The organism is Azospirillum argentinense (assembly GCF_000632475.1).
GTDB classification, from domain to species: domain Bacteria; phylum Pseudomonadota; class Alphaproteobacteria; order Azospirillales; family Azospirillaceae; genus Azospirillum; species Azospirillum baldaniorum.
The window spans coordinates 39,298-59,557 of the sequence record NZ_CP007796.1 but is presented as its reverse complement, the minus strand read 5'-3'; the positions used below and the strand labels follow the sequence as shown (position 1 = coordinate 59,557).

Sequence of the window (20,260 nt, the reverse complement as noted above, 5' to 3'; positions counted from 1 at the left end):
CCAGCGCGCTCCGGGCCGGGCCGGGCGGCAGGCTGGCGGGCCGCAGCGTGGCGCGCTGCGCGGAGTCGATGCCCATGTCGCTGGTGCCGCGCGCGGACAGGCGGACGGCGGCGACCTGGGCCACGCCGAGCGCCAGCGCGCGCTCGACCGCGGCCATGCCCTCCGCCGCGGAAATCGACCCGACGCCGAGATCGGCCAGCCGGCGGCGGTAGTCCTCCCCCGCGACGATGCCGGTTTCGCCCCAGTAGCCCCAGTTGACGACGGTCACCGGGAAGGGTGCGGCGGCGGCGAAGGCACGGGCGTGGGTGTCGGCAAACACGCTGCCGGCGGCGTAGTTGCTCTGCCCGCGCGCGCAGACGAAGGACTGGGCCGACGAGAAGAAGGCCATGAAGTCCAGCGGCTCGCCGCGCAGCGCGTCGCAGAACACCGCCGTGCCCGCGACCTTGGCGGCCATGACGGCGGTGAGGGCCGCCTCGTCCAGCCTGTCCAGCGCCCGGTCGTCGAGCACCAGGGCCGAATGGACGGCGCCGTGGATCGCCCCGAACCGCCGCCGGGTCTCCCGCACCGCGGCCGCCATGGCCGCCGGGTCGGTCACGTCGGCGGACAGGTAGACGGCGCTCCCCCCAGCCCCGGCGATGGCGTCGAGCCGCTCGCGGATCGCCCCGTCCAGCGGGCGCCGTCCGATCCAGGCCAGCCGGGCGCCATGGACGGCGGCCAGATGCCGGCTCAGCGCGAAGCCCAGCCCGCCGGCCCCGCCGACGATCAGATAGACCCCGCCCGTCCGGAACGGTCCCTTCGCGCCGGGCGCGGGCGGCAGGGCCGCCGGCACCAGCCAGCGCCGGTACCACAGCCCCTGCCGCAGGATCAGGTCGTCGCCCGAGTCCGGAGCGATGGCCAGGATGGCCGCGGCGGCCTCCGGGTCTCCGGGGGCGGCGTCGAGGCAGGCGACCGTCCAGGCCGGCCGCTCCCGCGCGACCGAGAGCGCCAGCCCGCGGGCGGACGCGCCGCCGGGATGCACGGGCGGCGCCCAGCCCGGCGCGTGCGCGCCCTGCGTGATCACCGTGACGCCGAGCGGCCGGTCGTCGTAGCCCAGGCGGCCCAACGCCTTGAACAGCCGGAACAGGGACAGGACGCCCCGTTCCTGCCCGTCGGCCAAGCCGGCGGCGGAATCGGAAGCGGTCACGAACAGGATCTCGCCGATCTCCCCGGCTCCCACGAGCGCCCCCCCAAGCGCTTCTGCGGCGTCCGGCGCCACGGGCAGGACCCGGCGCCCGGCCAGCCGGCGCTCCAGCGCCTCGGCCAACGCCGCGTCGAGGCCGCCGTCCGCCGGGGCGACCAGCAGAACGGCCTTCCGCCGATCGCCCGCCGCCCGCGGCTGATGCTCCGACCAGCAGGGCTGGAAGAACAGGCCGTCCAGCGGGTCGTGCCCTTCCCGCAGCGCGACCCCCTGCAGTCGCAGGCTGACCCGGCCCGCCTCGTCCAGCAGGGTGACCGTGTAGCGGTCGGCGCCGGTGCGGCGGACATGGGCGAAGGCGCGGGATGGCGGCGCGCCGAGGATGTCGACGGAGGCCACCGCGAAGGGAAGCAGCGGAGGTGCGCCGGAACGGTCCGGGTCCGCGGCGAGCAGCCCGGCGATGGCCTGGAGGGCGCCGTCCAGCACGCCCAGCCGGTCGCCCCGCCCGCCAAGGTCCGGCTGCTCCAGCTCCGCGAGCGTCTCGCCCTCGCCGACCCAGAGCCGGCGCAGGGCGCGGTAATAAGGTCCGTAGGCGATCCCGGCCCGCTCGAACCGCTCGTAGAGCGCTTCACCTTCGAGCGGAGTGCCGGCCCGCCCGCGCAGGGCGTCGGGGTCTTGCGCGGACTCGTCGCCAACCGCTGGGCCAACCGCCGGGCCAGCCGTCACCCAGGCTTCCGCGTGATCGACCGTCTCCTCTCCCCGGCGGGTGAAGAGGCGCAGCCGCACGCCCGCCTCCTCTCCGGCGCGCGACAGGCCGATGAACAGGTCGTCCGGCCCGGAGAGGGTCAGCAGCCGCAGCCATGCGAGGTTCGACACCCGGAACGGGGGGTGCAGGCCGAAGGCCGCATCCATCGCGGCGACCGCAAGCTCCAGGGTCGCCACGCCGGGCAGCGCGACGCGCCCGCCCACTTGGTGGTCGCCCAGCCATGGCTCGGCGGGGTCCAGCCGCAAGCGGAACACCAGCTCCGGCCCATCGAGGCTGCGGGCATCGAGACGCAGCCCCGGCGCGCCCGCGGCGGGCGTCCAGTCCGCTTCCAGCGGGTCCGCCGGAAGCCAGTGGCGTTCCCGGGCGAAGGGATAATGCGGCAGGTCGATCAGCGGCGGGCGGTCGGACGGTGCAACCAGCGCCCGCCAGTCCACCTCCGCCCCGCCGGCCCAGCGCCGGGCCAGCTCCCAGCGCTCGCCGTCACCCCGGCCCGCCACGGCGGCGTCCAAAGCGCTTTCCCCGGCCGCCACACGCTCCAGCGCCGCCACGGCCTCCTCCAGCGAGTCCGCGACGAAGGCGACGCGGTGCTCCAGCGGCTCCCGCCCGACCTGCAGGGTCCAGGCCAGGGACGCCAGACGCAGGCCGGGATCGAGAGCGGCGTTGGTGGCGGCGGGGTCCGCCAGATGATCGCGCAGTCGGCGCGCGTGCTGCGACAGCGCGTCCTCCGTCGCCGCCGACAGGACGACGATCCCGAGGGTGCCGGCCAGGGCCGCCGCGCCCGGCACCGCGCCCTCCCCGTCCCATCCGGGAAACTCCTCGACCACGAGGTGGGCGTTGGCCCCGCCGGCCCCGAAGGAGCTGACCGCGGCGCGGCGCCGATCCACCCCCGCGTCCCCGCCCTCCGGCGGCTGCGGAAGAGGCCAGGAGGCGAGATGGCGCTGAACGACGAAGGGCGACCGGGCGATGTCCATCTTCGGGTTCAGGGTGTCGGCGTGCAGCGTCGGCACCAGTTCGCCGTGCCGCATCTGCAGCAGCACCTTGGTGAGCCCGGCGATGCCCGCCGCCGATTCCAGATGGCCGATGTTGGACTTGACCGACCCGATGGCGCAGAAGCCGGTGTCCCCGGTGAAGCCGCGCCAGGCGCGGGTCAGCGCCGCGATCTCGATCGGGTCGCCCAGCGCGGTCCCGGTCCCGTGCGCCTCCACATAGCCGATGCTGCGCGGGTCGATCCCGGCGTCGTCCAGCGCCGCCGTGATCAGGCCGGCCTGCGCCGCCGGGTTCGGCACGGTGTAGCCGCCGGTCTTGCCCCCCGCGTTGATCGCGGTGCCGAGGATCACCCCGTGGATGCGGTCGCCGTCCGCGATCGCCTGGGGCAGGGGCTTCAGCAGCACGGCCCCCACCCCTTCGCCGTCGACGAAGCCGTCGGCGTCGGCGCTGAAGGCCTTGCAGCGGTCGTCCGCCGTCAGCATGCGCAGACGGCACAGCCGGCGGTAATGGCTGGGATGCAGGATCAGGTTCACCCCGCCGGCGATGGCGGCGTCGCACTCGCCCGCCCGCAGACTCTGGCAGGCGAGATGGATGGCGGTCAGCGACGAGGAGCAGGCGGTGTCCACGGCGATGCTCGGGCCGCGGAAGTCGAAGCAGTAGGAGACGCGGTTGGCGACGGCGTGATGGTCGGAGAAGCCAGCCCCCCCGGCGCCGCGGAACTGCGCCTCCAGCCCGAGCGCGCCGTAATGGCCGTTCATCACGCCGGCGAACACGCCGACGCGCGAGTCCGCCCCGGACAGGGCCGCACGGGTGTAGCCGGCGTTCTCCAGCACCATCCACACGGTTTCCAGGAACTGGCGCTCCTGCGGGTCCATCACCTCCGCCTCGCGCGGCGACAGGCCGAACAGCAGGGGGTCGAAGCGGTCCACCCCGTCGAGGAAGCCGCCCCAGCGCGAATAGCTGCCGCCCTCGCCCAGGCGGTCGGCCGAGAAGTCGCGGCGCCAGTCCCAGCGGTCGCGCGGAATCTCGGTGACGCAGTTGTCGCCGCGCCGCAGCCTCTCCCAGAACCGTTCCAGCGTCGGCGCGCCGGGATAGCGGCCCGCGATCCCGACGATCGCCACATCGCGTCCGGCGGCGTCCGACAGCTCCTCCAGCAGGCCGGCGAGCATGTCGCGCCGGGCGTCGCCGTCACCGTTGCCGTCGCTCGGATCGTCGGGCAGGACATGGGAGGAGGATTGATCGTAGGGGCTCAACGCAGGCTCCTTCTGCCGAGCATCTGCCGCAGCAGCTGCTCCACCTTGTCGTCAGGGAGATTTTCCACCCGCGCGCGCATCGCGGACCGGCTCCGCTCGTCCGGCCGCCGCCGGGGCTGGTTCGACCGCGCCGCCTGGGCCAGGGCAACGGAAGACGGGGCGACGGAGGACGGGGCGGCCGGGGCCGGTGGAATGGAAGTCGGCGAAATGGGAGCCGGCGAAGCGGAGACCGCGACCGGCAGCGGCTCCACCGGTGCGGGGGCGGGAGCCGCCGCCGGGGACAGCAGGCGGGCCAGCGTCTCGCCATGGGTCGCCAGCAGATGGTCGGCCAGCTTCGCCGCGGTCGGATGCTCGAACAGCAGCGTCGCCGGCACCGGCCCCAGATCCTGCTCGAACCGGCCGTTGATGGTCAGCGCCACCAGCGAGTCGACGCCGTGGACCTCGAAGGTCTGGTTGGTGCGGATCTGCGCGGGATCGATCTTCAGGACCTCGCCGAGGACGCCGCGCACATAGTCGGTCACCCGGCCAGGAAGCCCCGCGCCGTCCGTCTCGCCCCCCGTTCCGGGGACCGCTGCGTCGGCCGCCCGCGTCACCACCGCCGTCGCGGGCGGCGGCACGGCCCCCGCCGGCTGCGACGCGGCGTCCCGCGAGGCGAGCAGGACGATCTGCGTGCCGCGACCCGGCTTGCCGTCGGGCAGGTCGAAGCAGCGGACGCCGGAGAAGCCCTGCCCGTCCAGAATCCGGCGCCAGCCCGCCTCGTCGAGCAGCGGCGTGTGCGGGATGCGTTCGGCGGGATCGTCGAACGCCCACCACCCGCCGGTCAGGCCGAAGGTCAGCGTGGCGAAGTCCCGGATGCGGCAGCCCTCGTTGAGGATCAGCACGCCGCCCGGCTTGAGCAGGCGCCGCACCCGGTCGAGCGTGCGGCGGATGTCGCGGGTGGCGTGCAGCACGTTGCTGGCGATCACCGCGTCGGCGCTGCCTTCGGGAACGGCGGCGATGCCGTCGTCGCGGTCGACGTCGAGTTCCGCGAATTCCAGGAACGGATAGGCGGCTGCGAAGCGGGTCCGCCCATGATCGGTGAAGGCCTTCGACAGGTCGGTGTAGAGGTAGCGCAGGGGACGGCCCAGCGCCGCCAGCCGTTCGAGGACGAAGGCGCTCGTCCCGCCGGTGCCCGCCCCGATCTCGACCACCAGGGGCCGCTCCGCCGTCGAGCCGCCGACCACGCCCGCCGCCGCCGAGGCGGCCAGACGGTGGAAGTAGTCGGCCACGCAGTCGCCGCGGTAGATGCCTTCGAGAAGGTCCATGCGGCCCTGCGGGAACATCACGTCCATGTGCCCGCGGCGACCGGTCAGAACCTCCGGATAGGCATCGACGCAGGCCCGGAGCAGGGTGACATGGGGCCGGGCGACCGGATGCTCGTCGCCGAAGCGGGCGACGGCCTCCGCGAGCGCGGCGCGCCCGGAGTCCGGCGGCTCGTCCGGCGATCCCACCGCCGCGCCTCCCCGCAACCGGCCATCCTCCAGACGGCAGAGGCCGGCCCGCAGCAGGATGTCGATCAGGCCGTCGAACAGCCGGCGGTAGGACGGAAGGATGCCCAGCCGGCGGAACAGCCCTTCGACCGTCTCCTCCGCATCCGGTGCGGCGAAGGCGCCCATGCGGCGCAGCGCGTCGTGCACCAGCCTTGCGGCCAGCCCGTCCAGCGCCCGCGAGGCCCGCTCGTAACCCAGGAGCTGGCCCTCATCGACCGCCGGGCTCTCGATCGCCAGGGTGGGAACCGCGGCCTCCCCGGCGGCGCCGGTCATGCTGCGGCGCAGCTCCTCGCTGGCCCACACCGCCATGACCTGGACCTCGTCGTGGGCCAGCACGCGGTCGACCGCGTCGGCGCCCTGGCGCGGCGTGATCGAGCCGAGCCCCAGCGCCGCCATGCGGCGGGCGTAATCGGAGGAGGCCACCACGCCGACCGTCCCCCAATAGCCCCAGTTGACGATGCGGACCGGGTATCCGGCCTTGCGGGCCAGCCAGCGCGCGAAGGCGTCGTTGAAGGTGGAGGCCGCGGCGTAGTTGCTCTGGCCGGCGCTGCCCTCGAAGGACTGCGCCGAGGAGAAGAACATCATGACGTCGAGCGGCGCCCCGCCCAGCGCGTGCTGGAGCCGGACCGCGCCGTGCAGCTTCGGCCCGAGCGCCGCGAGGAAGGCGTCCTCGGACATGTTCTGGAGCGTGCGGTCTTCCAGGACCAGCGCGGAATGGATGACGCCGTGGATGGTGCCGAACCGCCGCCGCGCCTGCTCCACCGCCTGGACCGCCCCGTCGCCGCGGGCGATGTCGGCCTGGACGTACAGCACCTCGCCGCCGGCGGCCTCGATCTCCGCGGCCAGCCGCCTGCGCCGCTCGTCCAGGGGGCCGCGGCCGACCCAGACCAGCTTCGCCCGGGCCCGGGCGGCGAGATGGCGGCTGATCTCGACGCCGATCCCGCCGGCCCCGCCGACGATCAGGTAGGTGCCGCCGACCCGCCAGGGCGTTTCCCGGACCGGCTCCAGCCGCGCCGCCTCCAGGACCCGCACGTAACGCCGCCCGCCGCGCAGGGCGACATCCTCGCCGCGGCCGAGCGGCGGTTCGGCGTCCAGCGCGTCCAGCCAGCGCGCGGGGTCGGTCTCGGCCCGGCTGACGTCCAGGCAGGCGACCTGCCAGCGGCCGAACTCCTTGGCCACCGCCTTGGCGAGGCCGTGCAGCCCGGCGGCCATCGGGTTGAGGCGCTCGTCACCGGTAACGTCATGGACATCGGCGGTCAGCACGCCGAGGCGGAGCGGATGGGTCGCCAGACCGGCCTCGCCCAGCGCCTTGACGGTGCGGAACAGCGACAGGAGCCCGCGCTCCTGCGCGGGGTGCGCGTCGCCGGTCCGGATGGCCTCCTCCGCGGTGCCCGGAGCGACGCCGGACAGATGGTAGACGCGGTCCGGGGCGGCCTGCGCGATGCGGCGGCGGAGCACGCCGTCGAAATCCGGCTCGCCGGCCACCAGAACGGTCACGTCGTCGCCCGGATGGCGCGCCCGCAAGGCGTCGCCCAGGTCGGGGCCTTCCGGGGACCGGATCACCAGCACGCGACGCGGGCCGGAAACGGCCTCGGGCCGCCACGGGCGTTCGCCGGCCGGACGCTCGACCCAGCCCGGACGATAGAAGAAGCCTTCCAGCGGATCGCGCACCGGACGCAGGGTCACGTCGGCCATGCGCACGCAGGGCCGCCCCTCGCGGTCGAGCAGGGTCACGTCGAAGCGCTGCGGGCCGGCCAGCCGCAGGTGGGCGAAGCCGCCGCTCGGCGTGGCGCGGAGCACGTCCACCGCATCCACCGAGAAGGGCAGCAGCACGCCCGTTCCGCCCTCCTCGCGCACGAAGCCGGCGATGCCCTGGAGCGCGGAGTCCATCGGCCCCGGATGCAGCGGACGGCCCGCGCCGCCCCCGTCCACGGGAAGCAGTTCCACCAGCGATTCGTCGCGGCTTCCCCAGACCCGGCCGATCCCGCGGAAGTATCCCGCGTAATCGACGCCCAGCCGGCTGTAGTCCTCATAGACCCGCGCGCCGTCGAGGGTCCGCGGCAGGCGGCGCTTCAGCGCCTCCACATCGACGGCCTGATCCGCCGCAACGTCCAGCGGCCTGATCTCGCCGCGGGCGTGGACCACCGGCTCCTCGCCTTCCCCGGTCCCGGTGATCGCGAAGGAGGTGATCGCGAAGGACGTGATCGCGAAGGACAGGCCGTCCTCCCGGCGGGACAGAGTCACGCGCAGCCCGGCCCCGGCACCCGACACCTCCATGGGCTGCAGCCAGTGCACGCGGGAAAGCCGCAGCGGGCGGTCGCCCAGCACCCGCGCCGCCGCCGCGTGCGCCAGCTCCAGATAGCCGACCCCTGGCACGATCCCGCGGCCCAGCACCCGGTGGTCGCGCACCAGCGGGTCGTCCGCCGGTATCCGGCGCCGGAAGCTCAGCCCCCCGTCCAGGCTGGCGGCGAAGTCGGGGACCAGACCGGCGCCGTCCGCGGCATCGCCGGAACGGACCGCCAGCAATGTGGCCGCCGGCTCGGGAGCGATCCAATGGCGGTCGCCGGCGAAGGGATACGTCGGAAGCGCGATGCGCCGGGCCGCGACGCCGTCGAAGAGGGCCGTCCAGTCCGGGTCGAAGCCATGGACGTAGGCATCGGCCAGCCGCTCCAGCGCCGCGCGGTCCGCCGCGGGGACCAAGAGGCCGGCGGGCAGGTTCGGCACCACCCCGGCGCCGTCGCCACCGTCGTGACGGAAGCCGCCATCCGGCGTCCGGCCGTCCGCCAGCGCGCCCAGGCCGGCCACGAGTTCCGCGCGGTCGCGCACGACCAGCGCCGCGCGCACGGCGAAGTGGCTGCGCCCCGCCGACAGGGTGACGGCGACATCCTCCAGGGCCGCGTCGCGTCCCGGTCCCTCCAGCCAGACCGCGAGATCGGCGGCGCGCCGCTGCAGGGCCGGGCCGGTCTTCGCCGACAGCGGGACGAGGCACAGGGGCAGACGGCGGCCGGCGACGGGCCGCTCCGGCGCTTCCTCGATCACCGCGTGGGCGTTGGTCCCGCTGAAGCCGAAGGAACTGACCGCGGCCATGCGGCGGTGCCCGGCGGGCGGGGTCCAATCCTCCACCGCCGTGCAGACCCGGAAGGGGCTGTCCGCGAAATCGATGTGCGGGTTTGGTTGCGTGTAGTGCAGCGACGGCGGCAGCTTGCGGTGCTTCAGCGCCAGCAGCACCTTGATCACCGCCGCGACGCCCGCGGCCATGTTGGAATGGCCGATGTTGGTCTTCACCGAGCCGATCGGGATTGAACCGGCGGGAATTGAACCGGCGGGGTAAGGCCCGCGGTCGCCCGCGGCTCCGAAGGCCTCCGTCAGGCCCTTGATCTCGATCGGGTCGCCGAGCGCGGTTCCGGTGCCATGCGCCTCGACATAGGAAACGGCGCGCGGATCGATGCCGGCGCGTCGGTGCACCTCGCGGATCAGCCGCGCCTGCGAGCGCGCGCTGGGCGCGGAGATGCCATTGGTCTTGCCGTCCTGGTTGCAGGCGATGCCGCGGATGACGCCGTGGATGGGGTCGCCGTCCGCCAGCGCCCGGTCGAGCGCCTTCAGCACGACCACGCCCACGCCCTCGCCCATCACGATCCCGTCGGCGGCGGCGTCGAAGCTGCGGCAGCGCCCGGTCGGCGACAGCACCCCCGCCTTGCCGCTGACCACGTTCAGGTCGGGGGTCACCATCAGGAAGACCCCGCCGGCCAGCGCCATGTCGCAGTCGCCGGCGGCGATCCCGCGGCAGGCCAGCGCGATCGACACCAGCGACGACGAGCAGGCGGAATCGACCGCCACGCTGGGCCCCTGGAGGTCGAGGAAATAGGCGATGCGGCCGGCCAGCACGCTGTTCGACAGGCCGGTGAGCGCGTGCGCCGTGCGGCGGCTGCCGACCAGCCGGGCGTAATCGCCCGTGTTGGCGCCGACGAAGACCCCGCAGCGGCTCCCCGCCAGCGCGCGGTCGCCGTAGCCGACGTTCTCCAGCGCCTTCCAGGATTCCTCCAGGAACAGCCGCTGCTCGGGGTTGATCATCTCCGCTTCGAGCGGGGAGATGTTGAAGAAGGCGGCGTCGAACCGGTCGATTCCGTCGAGGCACCCGGCCCGGCGGCTGCCGCCGGTGGCGTCCCAGCGCTCCGCCGGGACCTCGCCGACGCTGTCCACGCCGTCCATGAGGTTGCGCCAGAAGTGGTCGGCGTCCGGCGCGCCCGGAAAGCGGCAGGACAGGCCGATGACGGCGATCGGCGTGTCCACCGCGGCCCGAACCGGTGGGGCCTGAACCGGCGGGGCTGCCGCCGGCTCCTCCACACGGGGGGCGGGCACGGGCGCGGCGGTCTGCGGCCCGGGCCGCAGGGCGAGGCGGGCGCGGGCGGGGGGATGCGCGTCCAGCACCGGACCCTGTATCCGGTCCGCCGCCGGAATCGGGCGGGCGGCCAACTGCACCCGCTGCGGCCGGGCGGGTTCCGCCGCGGGGGAGGCCGCCGCCACCGGAGCGGCCACCGGAGCAATCGGCGCCGGCACGGACGGACGGCGCGACGCCAGGGCCCCGCGCAGGGCGTCGGCCAAGGCCACCGGGGTCGGGTGGTCGTAGAGCGCCGCCGCGTCCAGCTCCAGCCCGAAGGCGCGGTTGACCTCCCGGATGATCTCCACGCCGCTGATGGAATCCACGCCCATCTCGGCGAAGGTCGCCGCGGGAGCGATCTGGTCGAGATGGACGATGTCGCGCAGGATGCCGGACAGCGTCGCCGACACCGCCTTCCCCCCGGCTCCGGCGGGGAGCCGCCGCGGCTCAGGCGCCGCCGGAGGCGGAACCGCCGGTGACGGCAGGGGGGTGACGCTTCCAGCCGCAGGCCGAAGGGCGATGCGCCCCGGGCGCGGCGGCGCCGCAGGGATGACCGCGGTGGGAGCGGCGACGGGCCGCGGCGCCTCGACGGGAACCGGCGGGACGGGGCGGGCCTGAAGTTGGGCTGCGGGTTGGGCCGGGGTATCCATGGTGGGCGTTTCCGGGATCAACGGGTAGCGCGCTCCGGCGAACGGATAGCTTGGCAGCGGCACGCGTCGGGCGCCCGTGACGGTCCAATCCGCGGCACCGCCCGCCGCCCAGCGGCGCGCCGCGGCATCGAGCGCACTGCCGGTCGTCCCGCACACCGCCGGCAGGGCGCCGGTTTCCGGCAGGCCCCGCAAGGCCGCGGCGAGCGTCCGCCGGTCACCGGCGATCACCGCCAGCCGGGCCGCCATCGGCTCCCGCCCGGTGGTCAGGGTGTGGCTGATGTCCCGCAGCGCCGGCAGATCGTCGCCGGCCCGTTCGATGAAGGCGGCGACATCCCGGGCGAGCACGCGCAGATGGGCGTCGTCCCGCGCCGCAAGAGGGAAGATCCACGGCCCGGCATCCGCCACCGGCGGATGCGCCGTCCGCGGCGCCTCCCCGATCACCACATGGGCGTTGGTGCCGCCGAAACCGAAGGAGCTGACCCCCGCCCGCCGCGGCCGTCCGTCCGCCGGCCAGGGCTGGGTGCCGCGGACGATGCGGAACGGCGTGCCCGAGAGCTGGATCAGCGGGTTGACCTGGTCGAGGTTGGGCGTTCCCGGCAGCGTGCCGTGGCGCATCGCCATCACCACCTTGACGATGCCGGCGATGCCGGCGGCCGGCTCCAGATGGCCGATGTTGGTCTTGACCGAACCGATCCCGCAACTTTCCGGCGCATCGCTTCCGCCGGCGCGCATGCGGGCGAAGGCCGTGCGGATGCCGTCGATCTCCACCGGGTCGCCGAGCCGGGTGCCGGTGCCGTGCAGTTCGAGGAAGCCGATGGCGTCGGCCCCGATGCCGGCGTCGGCCACGGCGGCCTCGATCAGCGCGGCCTGCGCCTGCGCGTTGGGCGCCGTGAGCGAGGTGGCCTTGCCCCCGTGGTTCACGGCGCTGCCGAGGATCACCCCGTGGACGTGGTCGCGATCGGCCAGCGCGGCGGCCAGCGGCTTCAGCACCAGCACGCAGACGCCCTCGCCCTTGACGAAGCCGTCGGCGGTGGCGTCGAAGGTGCGGCAGCGACCCCGGGGCGACAGGATTCCCATCTGGCTGGCCGCGATCATCCCCTCGGCGGAGGTGATGAGGCTGACGCCGCCGGCCAGGGCCATCTCGCATTCGCCGTCGCGCAGCAGGCGCACCGCCCGGTCCACCGCCACCAGACTCGACGAGCAGGCGGTGTCCAGAACCTCCGCCGATCCGCGCAGATCGAAGAAGCGCGCCACGCGCTCCGCCAGATGGGCGGGGCGGCACAGGTCGGACTGGCTGTCGGCGATCTGCGCGCCGGCGAACACGGCCACCCGCCGCCCGGCCAGCGCGGAGACGCGGTAGCCGGCGTCCTCCACCGCCTTCCAGCAGGTTTCCAGGAACAGCCGCTCCTGCGGGGCCATCCGCAGGGCGTCGGACGGCGACAGGCCGAAGAAGTCCGCCTCGAAACGGTCGGCGCCCTCGATGAATCCGCCCCAGCGGGAGACCGACCGGCCCCGCGCCACCTCCGGCCCGCCGTAGTCCCGCCGCCAGTCCCAGCGCTCCGCCGGGATTTCGCCGATCAGGTCGCGGCAGGCCTCAAGGTTGCGCCAGAAGCCGTCGATGTCCGGCGAGCCGGGGAAACGGCCGCTCATGCCGACGATGGCGATGGCACCGGAGGGGGCATCCGGAGCGGCGCCGGGAAGCGGCGCGGACGGTTCGCTCCGCGGCGGCGGGGGTTCGGAGAGGACGGGCGCGGCCACCGCGGGGGCCTCGACCGGAGCCTCGTCCGAAGCGGGGGCCGGCGGGGCGTAGCACGCGTCCAGAACCGCCGGCCATTCCGCCAGGATGTGGCTGGTCAGGCTGTCGAGGTCGCCGTGGCTGAAGAAGGTGGTGGGCGACAGCGCGATGCCGAGGCCGGCGTTGAGCCGGTCCGCCAGATCGGACAGCATCAGGGAATCCAGCCCCAGGTCGCCCAGATGGCCGGCCCTCTCCACCGTTTCCACCGGCACCGACGCGCTCTGCGCGATGCCGTGCAGGATGTCCCGGCGCAGGCGGTCGGCAATCGGCGCGCCATCGGCGGCCGGCGCGGTCGGCGGAAGGGCCGAGGCGACCAGCGAGGCAGCCGCGGCCCGGCGGGGGCCGGCGATGCCGCGCGTCGCGAACAGGCGGGCGGCGCGCTCCGGCTCGCCCTTCAGCAGCAGGACGTTGCTTCGGCCGGACCGCAGGATCCGGTCGAAAAGCTCCGCCCCCTCCGCCGATTCCAGGGCGGCGAGGCCGGCGGTGCGGAGATAAAGCTCCTCCGCCGCCGCCTCGGTGTGCATTCCCCCGTCCCGCCACAGCGGCCAGCCGATGGAGAGGGTCCGGCCCTGCCGCCGGCCGCGCTGCCGCTCGCCCTCGCGCCAGAGGCCCCAGGCGGACTGGAAGCGGTTCGCGACCGCGTAGTCGCACTGTCCGAAATCTCCCAGCTCCGCCGAGACGGACGAGAACACCGCGAAGAAGTCCAGCGGCAGGTCCGCGGTCGCGCGGTCCAGCGCCACCGTGCCGTCCAGCTTGGGCGCCAGCGTGGCGGCGAACTCCTCCGGCGTCTTGGCGGTCAGCGGACGCCCGGTGAAGGCGCCCGCCGCGTGGATCACCCCGTGCAGGGCGCCGAAGCGCTCCAGCACCTCGGCGACCGCCGCGCCCAGGGACGCCGCGTCGGTGACGTCGGCCTGCCGGTAGCTGAAGACCGGCCCGGCCAGTTCCTCCAGGGACACCGCCTCCGGCGCCGAACGCCCGACCAGCACCACCTGCCCGGCTCCGCGCGCCGCCAGATGGCGCGCCATGATCCGGCCCAGAGCCCCGGCGCCGCCGGTGATCAGGTAGACGCCGCCCGCCCGGATGGCCACGCCGTCGCCACTTGGCGCCAGCGCCGTGGACACCGGCCCCAGGACCGCCAGTGTCCGGACGCGGCGCACCACGGTGCCGCCCTCCCCGCCGCCCGGCTTCAGCCGGTAGGCGACCTCGGGCTCCGGCGACGCCAGCTCCCCGCACAGCCGGGCCGCCAAAGCCGCATCCCCGATCGACGGGTCCACACGCAGGCAGGTTACGCCGAGGTTGGGCAGCAGCGGCTTGACCGACGGTGCGTAGGCCGCCACCGCGTCGAAGACGGCCGCGGCCGCGGCCGCGTCGGCGGAATCCTCGGTGCCGCGCCACACGAACAGCAGCCGGACGAGGTCCCGGTGCCCGGCGTCGATCACCGCCCGCAGGATGTGCCGGACGGCATGGATCCCCTGCACCGCCGGGTCCGTCGGCAGGCGCCCGGCCCAGGCCACCACGATGGCCGCCGGCCCCGCGCCGCGCGACACCGCGTCCTGGATCAGCGACCGGTAATGGGCGGCGTCCGCCGGATCGATCTCCGCCCGTCCGCCGCCGTGACGCAGGGCCGTTCCCGGCGTTACCAGAAGCGCCGGTCCGAGCCCGCCGGCCAGACGGTCACCGGCCAAACGATCGCCAGCCAAGCGGTCATCGGCCAAGCGATCATCGGCGTCGAACAGCCAGACCGGGCCGGCATCCCTGCCGTCTGCCGGCGGGACCGGCGGCGCATCCTGCCACCGCGCCTCGGCGGCCAGGATCGCGACCCCACCCTCTCCGGCGGCCACCGGCGGCGACGCCGGAGGACGGGCCGGCGTTCCGGCCGCGGCACGGAAGGCGCTGCGGGACAGCGGATAGGTCGGAAGGGACGCGAAGCGGGCGCCGCTCCCCTCGTTCAGCCGCTCCCAATCGGGATCGGAGCCGATCACGTAGAGCTGGGCCAGAGCCGACGCCTTCTCGCGCCGGGCGGCCTCGTCCAGGTCCGGCGTCCGCAGATCCGCGACGAGCTGCCGGCACACCGCACCCAGCGCCGCGTTCTCGGCGGCCCGCCCGACCCAGGCGAGATCCGCCGTCCCCCGCTCCAGCACCGCGTCGAGCAGCCCGCGCAGATGGTCGTGATCGCGGACGACCAGAGCCGCGCGCTCGGCGAAATGCATCCGCCCGACCTGGAGGGTGCGGGCGATGTCGGCCATCGGCACCGCCGCTCCCGGCCCATCCAGCCAGCCGCGCAGATCGGCGAGGCGGCGGCGCAGCGCCTCCGGCTTGCGGGCCGAGACCGGCAGCACGGACCACGGTTGTTCCGCCGGGCGGTCGGGAAGGGCCGGCGCCTCCTCGATCACCACATGGGCGTTGGTGCCGCTGAAGCCGAAGGAGCTGACCGCGGCCCGCCGCGGCCCGCCGCCCGCCGGCCAGTCGCGGCTGACGGTGTTGACGAAGAAGGGACTGGAGGCGAAGTCGATCTGCTCGTTGGGCCGTTCGAAGTTCAGCGAGGCCGGGATGCGGCGGTGCGTCAGCGACAGCAGCGCCTTGACGAAGCCGGTGATCCCGGCCGCCGTCGCGGCGTGCCCGATGTTGGTCTTCACCGATCCCAGGGCGCAGAACTGGCGGCGGTCGGTGAAGGCACGGAAGCTGCGGGTCAGCGCTTCCACCTCGATGGGATCGCCGAGGCTGGTGCCGGTGCCGTGGGCCTCGACGCTGCCGATGGTCCCGGGATCGATCCCGAAGCGGCGGTAGACGGACTCCGTCAGGGCCGCCTGGGCCAGCGGGTTCGGCGCGGTGATTCCGTTGGTGCGTCCGTCCTGGTTGACGCCGGTGGCCTTGATCACGCCCAGGATGTTGTCGCCGTCGGCGACCGCGCGGGCGAGCGGCTTGAGGACCACCGCCGCCACCGCCTCACCGGCGACGAAGCCGTCCGCGCCGGCGTCGAACGCCTTGCAGCGCCCGTCCAGAGCCAGCATGCGGCCGTTGCTGGCCAGGATGTGGAAGGTCGGGGTGACGTTCAGGAACGCTCCGCCGGCCAGGACGATGTCCGTCTCGCCGGCCAGCAGGCTCTGGCAGCCGAGATGGATGGCGACCAGCGAGGAGGAGCAGGCGGTCTCCACCGCGAGGCTCGGCCCGTCGAGGTCCAGCAGATAGGAGATGCGGGCGGCCAGGACCGAGCTGGTGTTCCCCCAGAAGGACTGCGCCCCCATGGGCACGCCGTTCTGGATCATCCAGGTCAGGTAGTCGCCGCCGCCCGCCCCGACGAAGACGCCGCAGCGCAGGCCGCCGCAGCCGGGCCGCGCGTAGCCCGCATCCTCCAGCGCCGCCCAGGCCTGCTCCAGGAACAGCCGGTGCTGCGGGTCCGACAGCTCCGCCTCGCGCCCGGTGATGTTGAAGAACTCCGCGTCGAACAGGTCCACGGCGTCGAGGAAGCCGCCGCGGGTGGTGTAGGTGCGATCGAGCTTGCGGGGGTCGGGGTCGTAGTGGGACTCCGCCGACCAGCGGTCGGGCGGAACCTCGCCGATGGCGCAGCGCCCGGCGTCCAGCATCTCCCAGAACGCCTCGACGCTCGCCGCGCCGGGGAATCGCCCGGCCATGCCGATCACCGCGATGTCGGACGAGGCTGGTTGGGACGGCGCCGATTGGGACGACAGCGGGGCCGCGACGGCTGAAACGGCGGCCGCTGCGGGCTTTACGGCGGGCGTTCCGGCGGGCGTTCCGGCGGCGATGCCGAGCCGCTGCGCCAGGGCCGCCCCGTGGGTCGCCCCGAGGTGACGGCTCAACCGGTCGATGGAGGCGTGCTCGAACAGGACGGTCGGCTTCAGGGAAACGCCCAGGTCGCCGGCCAGCGCCGCCACCACCTCGCTCCCGACGAAGCTGTCCAGCCCGTATTCGAAGAAGGGGCGGCTGGTGTCGATGCGCTCGGCGCTCTCGTCCAGGGAGCGGCACACCTGATCCAGGATGCGGGCGCGGATCGCCTGGACGAGCGGGTCCCGCAGCGCCGCGGACGGCTCGGCCACCGGCGCGGGCGGCGCCGGCTCGGCCACGGGAGGAGGGGGAGCCGCCGACGGTTCGATCACCCCGTCGCTGTCCGCCGCCAGGATGCACTGGACGTGCGCGTCGCCCTGCCCGTCGCCGGTCACGCGAAGCCCGTGGAAGCCCCGCTCCGCGAGCACGCGGCGCCATCCCGCCACGTCGAGCAGCGGCGAGCCGCCCAGCCGCAGGTCGCGGTCGCGCCACAGCCACCAGCCGTCGAGAAGGCCGAAGGTGATCGCCAGGAAGGTCTGCGCCGCCGTGGCCTCGCACAGGACCAGCCGCCCGCCCGGCTTGAGCAGCGCCTTCGCATGGCCGACCGCGGCCCGGACGTCGCTGGTGGCGTGCAGGACGTTGGACGCCACCACCACGTCGAAGGACCCGGGTTCGAAGCCCTGCGCCGCCGGGTCCCGCTCGATGTCCAGCGTCTGGAACACCAGCTCCGCGCCGCTCCGCGCGAAACGCTGCCGGCCGTGCCGCAGGAAACCGCGGGACACGTCGGTGTAGACGTAGCGCACGCGGCGCCCCCAGGGGGCCAGCGCCTCCAGCACCGGTTCGGTGGTGGCGCCGGTGCCCGCCCCGATCTCCAGCACCGACAGCGCGTCGTCCGGCGTCCCCTCCAGCCGCTCGCGGATCGTCCGGGCCACCGCCTCGTTGAAGGGGCGGGTCAGCGCCCCGCCCTGGTAGACCGGCTTGACCAGCCGCAGGGTGCCGTCGGGGAACAGGACGTCCGATGCGGCGGTGCGGCCCGCCAGGATGTCGGGAATCGCCAGGGCGCCGTGACGCGCCAGACGGAGATGCGCGTGCAGCTCCGGCGGATGCCCGGCGAGGAAGGCGTCCTCGTCCACGGGCCAGGGGGCCGGCGCCGCGTCGACGATGCCCGCGGCGGCGATCCGCTCGCCGTCGCGGCGGAGCAGGCCGCCGGCGATCAGCCGCCCGATCAGGGCGTCGAAGACCGGCTCCGCCGCCGGAACCAGCCCGATCGACCGCCGGAGCCGGGCCGGGTCGTGGCTCTCGCCCGGACGGACGAAGACTCCCATCGCCCGGAAGGCCGCCCCGAGCAGCCAGATGCACACCTCTTCGAGCCGGGAAACCAGGGTCCGGTAGGCCGGAGCGTCGAGTGTCGGGAGCCTGTTCCCTCCCTCCGCCCCCGCGGCGGCGGGCCGGGGGTCCGACGCCGGGGCCGCGCCCGCAACCTTGAACCAATGGCGCGTGCGGGCGAACGGGTAGCCGGGCAGACGGAGCCGGCGCGGGGCGGTTCCCCGATGCAGGGCCGCCCAGTCCACCGCCCCGCCGCCAACCCAGCGCGCCGCGACGGCGTCCGGCCCGGTGGCCGGCGGGACGGACGGTCCGTCATCCCTTCCGCCGTCCGTCGTTCCGCTGTTTACGGTTCCGCGATGAATCCCGAAGCCGGCGGTGCCGTCCCGCAGGCCCCGCAGCGTCGCGCGAAGCTCCGCCATGTCGCGCGCCACGAAGGCCAGCCGATGCTCCAGCGCCTCGCGGCCCGCCTGCAGCGTCCAGGCGATGTCGGCCAGACCGTGGCCGGCGGAATCCGGGCCGTCGAGATGGTCGAGCAGGGCCGCGGCCTGGGCGTCGAGCCGGTCGCCGCTGCGCGCCGACAGCACGATCACTTGCGGGCCTCGGCCGGGCGACCCGACGCCCGCCGGCACCGGCGGCGGCTCCTCGACCACCACATGGCCGTTGGCGCCCCCGAAGCCGAAGGAGCTGATGCCGGCGCGCCGCAGCCACGGGCGGCCGGTCGCCGGATCGGTGGCCACCGGCCAGGCCGTGGCTTCGGCGGCCAGCCGGAACGGCGTGCCCCGGAGGTCGATCGCCGGATTGACCCGGTCGAGATGAAGGCTCGCCGGGATGCGGCCATGGCGCATGGACAGCAGGACCTTGGCCAGTGCCGCGATGCCGGAGGCGGTTTCCAAGCTGCCGACATTGGACTTGACCGATCCCACCACGCAGTGGGGCTGGTCCGGCGGCGCCGCGTCGCGCTGCCGGCGGAGCGTCGCGAAGGCGCGGACGAGCGCCTCGGCCTCGACGCGGTCGCCCAGTTCGGACCCGATGCCGTAAGCCTCGATGCAGGTGATGGAGGCCGGATCGATGCCGGCGTCGGCATAGGCCCTGACCAGCACGTCGGTCTGCGCCTCGCCGCTGGGGCTGGTCAGGGAGCCGGCGCGGCCGCCGTGGTTGACGGCGCTGCCGAGGATCACACCATGGATGGGGTCGCCGTCGGCGAGGGCCTTGTCCAACGGCTTCAGGACGATCGCACCGACGCCTTCACCGCGGACGAAGCCGTCGGCTCCGGCGGCGAAGGGGCGGCAGCGCCCGGACGCGCTCAGCATGCCGGCCTTGCGGAAGGCGTCCGACACCCGGTCGTGCAGCACGAGGTTGGCGCCGCCCACGATCGCCATGGTGCAGTCGCCGGCGGCCAGCGCGCGGGCCGCGTTGTGCAGCGCCACCAGCACGCTGGAGCAGGCGGTGTTGACCACCTCGCTCGGCCCCTTGAGATCGAGCGTGTGGGAAATGCGGTTGGCCGCGATGGAATGGGCCATGCCGGTCGCCATGAACGGATCGACCGCCGCCGAGCCGGCGATGCTGAGGTCGAGATAGTCGGTGGTGGCGATGCCGACGAACACGCCGGTCGACGTCCCGGCAAGGCTGGAGGGCGTGATCGCCGCGTCCTCCAGCGCGTGCCAGACGGCTTGCAGCAGCAGACGCTGCTGCGGGTCCATGGCCGCGGCCTCCCGCGGGGAAATGCGGAAGAAGGCGGAGTCGAAACGGTCGACGTCGGCGATCAGGGCGCCCCGTCCCGGCAGGCCACGCTCCGCCGCCGGAGCATCGACCAGATCCGTGCCCGCCGCGAGGTGCCCCCAGAACGCGCCCAGGTCGGGCGAGCCCGGCAGCACCGCCGCCATGCCGACGACCGCCACGCCGGACCCGTGCGCCGTTGTTGACGCCGTTGCCGACGCCGCTGCCGGCAACGGCGCTCTCGCCGGAACCGGCGGAGGGGCGACCGGCGGCGGAACCGGAGAGCCCGCCCGCTTCTCGGCGTTCCGCCAGAGATTCTCCATGTCGAACCCGTCGCCCACCGCAGGCCCGGCCTCCCGGCGCGGTCGCAGCGGCGGCTCCGCCGGGCCGGAAGCGGGCGCAGGAACCGCGCCGGCCGGCGCCGCGCCCAGCCCGGCCCGGACCAGGGCCGCGCCGTGGTTGTCCACCACATGGGCGACGACGCCCCGCAGATCGCGGAACTCGAACAGCACGGTCGGCGACAGCTCGATGCCGAAGCGATCCTGGAGCCGCCCGGTAAATTCGGAAGCGATGATGGAGTTCAGGCCGTAATCGGCCACGGGCCGGCGCAAATCCAGATCGTCCGGCGCGATGCCCAGAAGGTCGCCGGCCATCGCGGCGAACACCGCCTCGAAGGCGTTGCGGAGGCCCGCATCACCGGGCGCGTTCCGCGGCCCGTCCGTCGCGGACCCCGCCGCCGCCGCATCGGCCGCAAGCCCGGTGGCCGGTTCGGCGGGCGGTTCGGCGGGCGGAGTCAGGGCCGCCTGGAGCAAGGTCACCGCCTCGTCCTCGGAGATTTCGAGAGTGGCCGTGCGTTCCAGAATGTCGCGTATGTCCATTGCCTCTCGACCCCATCCCTCCCAG

Annotated in this window: 2 protein-coding genes and 1 pseudogene; 1 reads left to right on the top strand and 2 read right to left on the bottom strand. The window is 74.6% G+C overall.

What is annotated here, in order from left to right; genetic code table 11:
* The first annotated feature begins 74 nt into the window (after positions 1 to 74).
* Positions 75 to 212 (top strand): hypothetical protein, encoded by a 138-nt coding sequence (locus ABAZ39_RS36300; RefSeq protein WP_160174863.1) that lies wholly within the window; start codon positions 75 to 77, stop codon positions 210 to 212.
* A gap of 86 nt (positions 213 to 298) precedes the next feature.
* Here ABAZ39_RS36300 and ABAZ39_RS37785 read toward each other — a convergent pair.
* Positions 299 to 4,096, bottom strand: a pseudogene (locus ABAZ39_RS37785) (type I polyketide synthase); the annotation flags it as partial.
* A gap of 80 nt (positions 4,097 to 4,176) precedes the next feature.
* The gene (locus ABAZ39_RS35845) at positions 4,177 to 20,235 is read right to left on the bottom strand and encodes an SDR family NAD(P)-dependent oxidoreductase (RefSeq protein WP_040137370.1); all 16,059 of its coding nucleotides are present in this window, start codon (positions 20,233 to 20,235) and stop codon (positions 4,177 to 4,179) included.
* Positions 20,236 to 20,260: the final 25 nt, after the last annotated feature.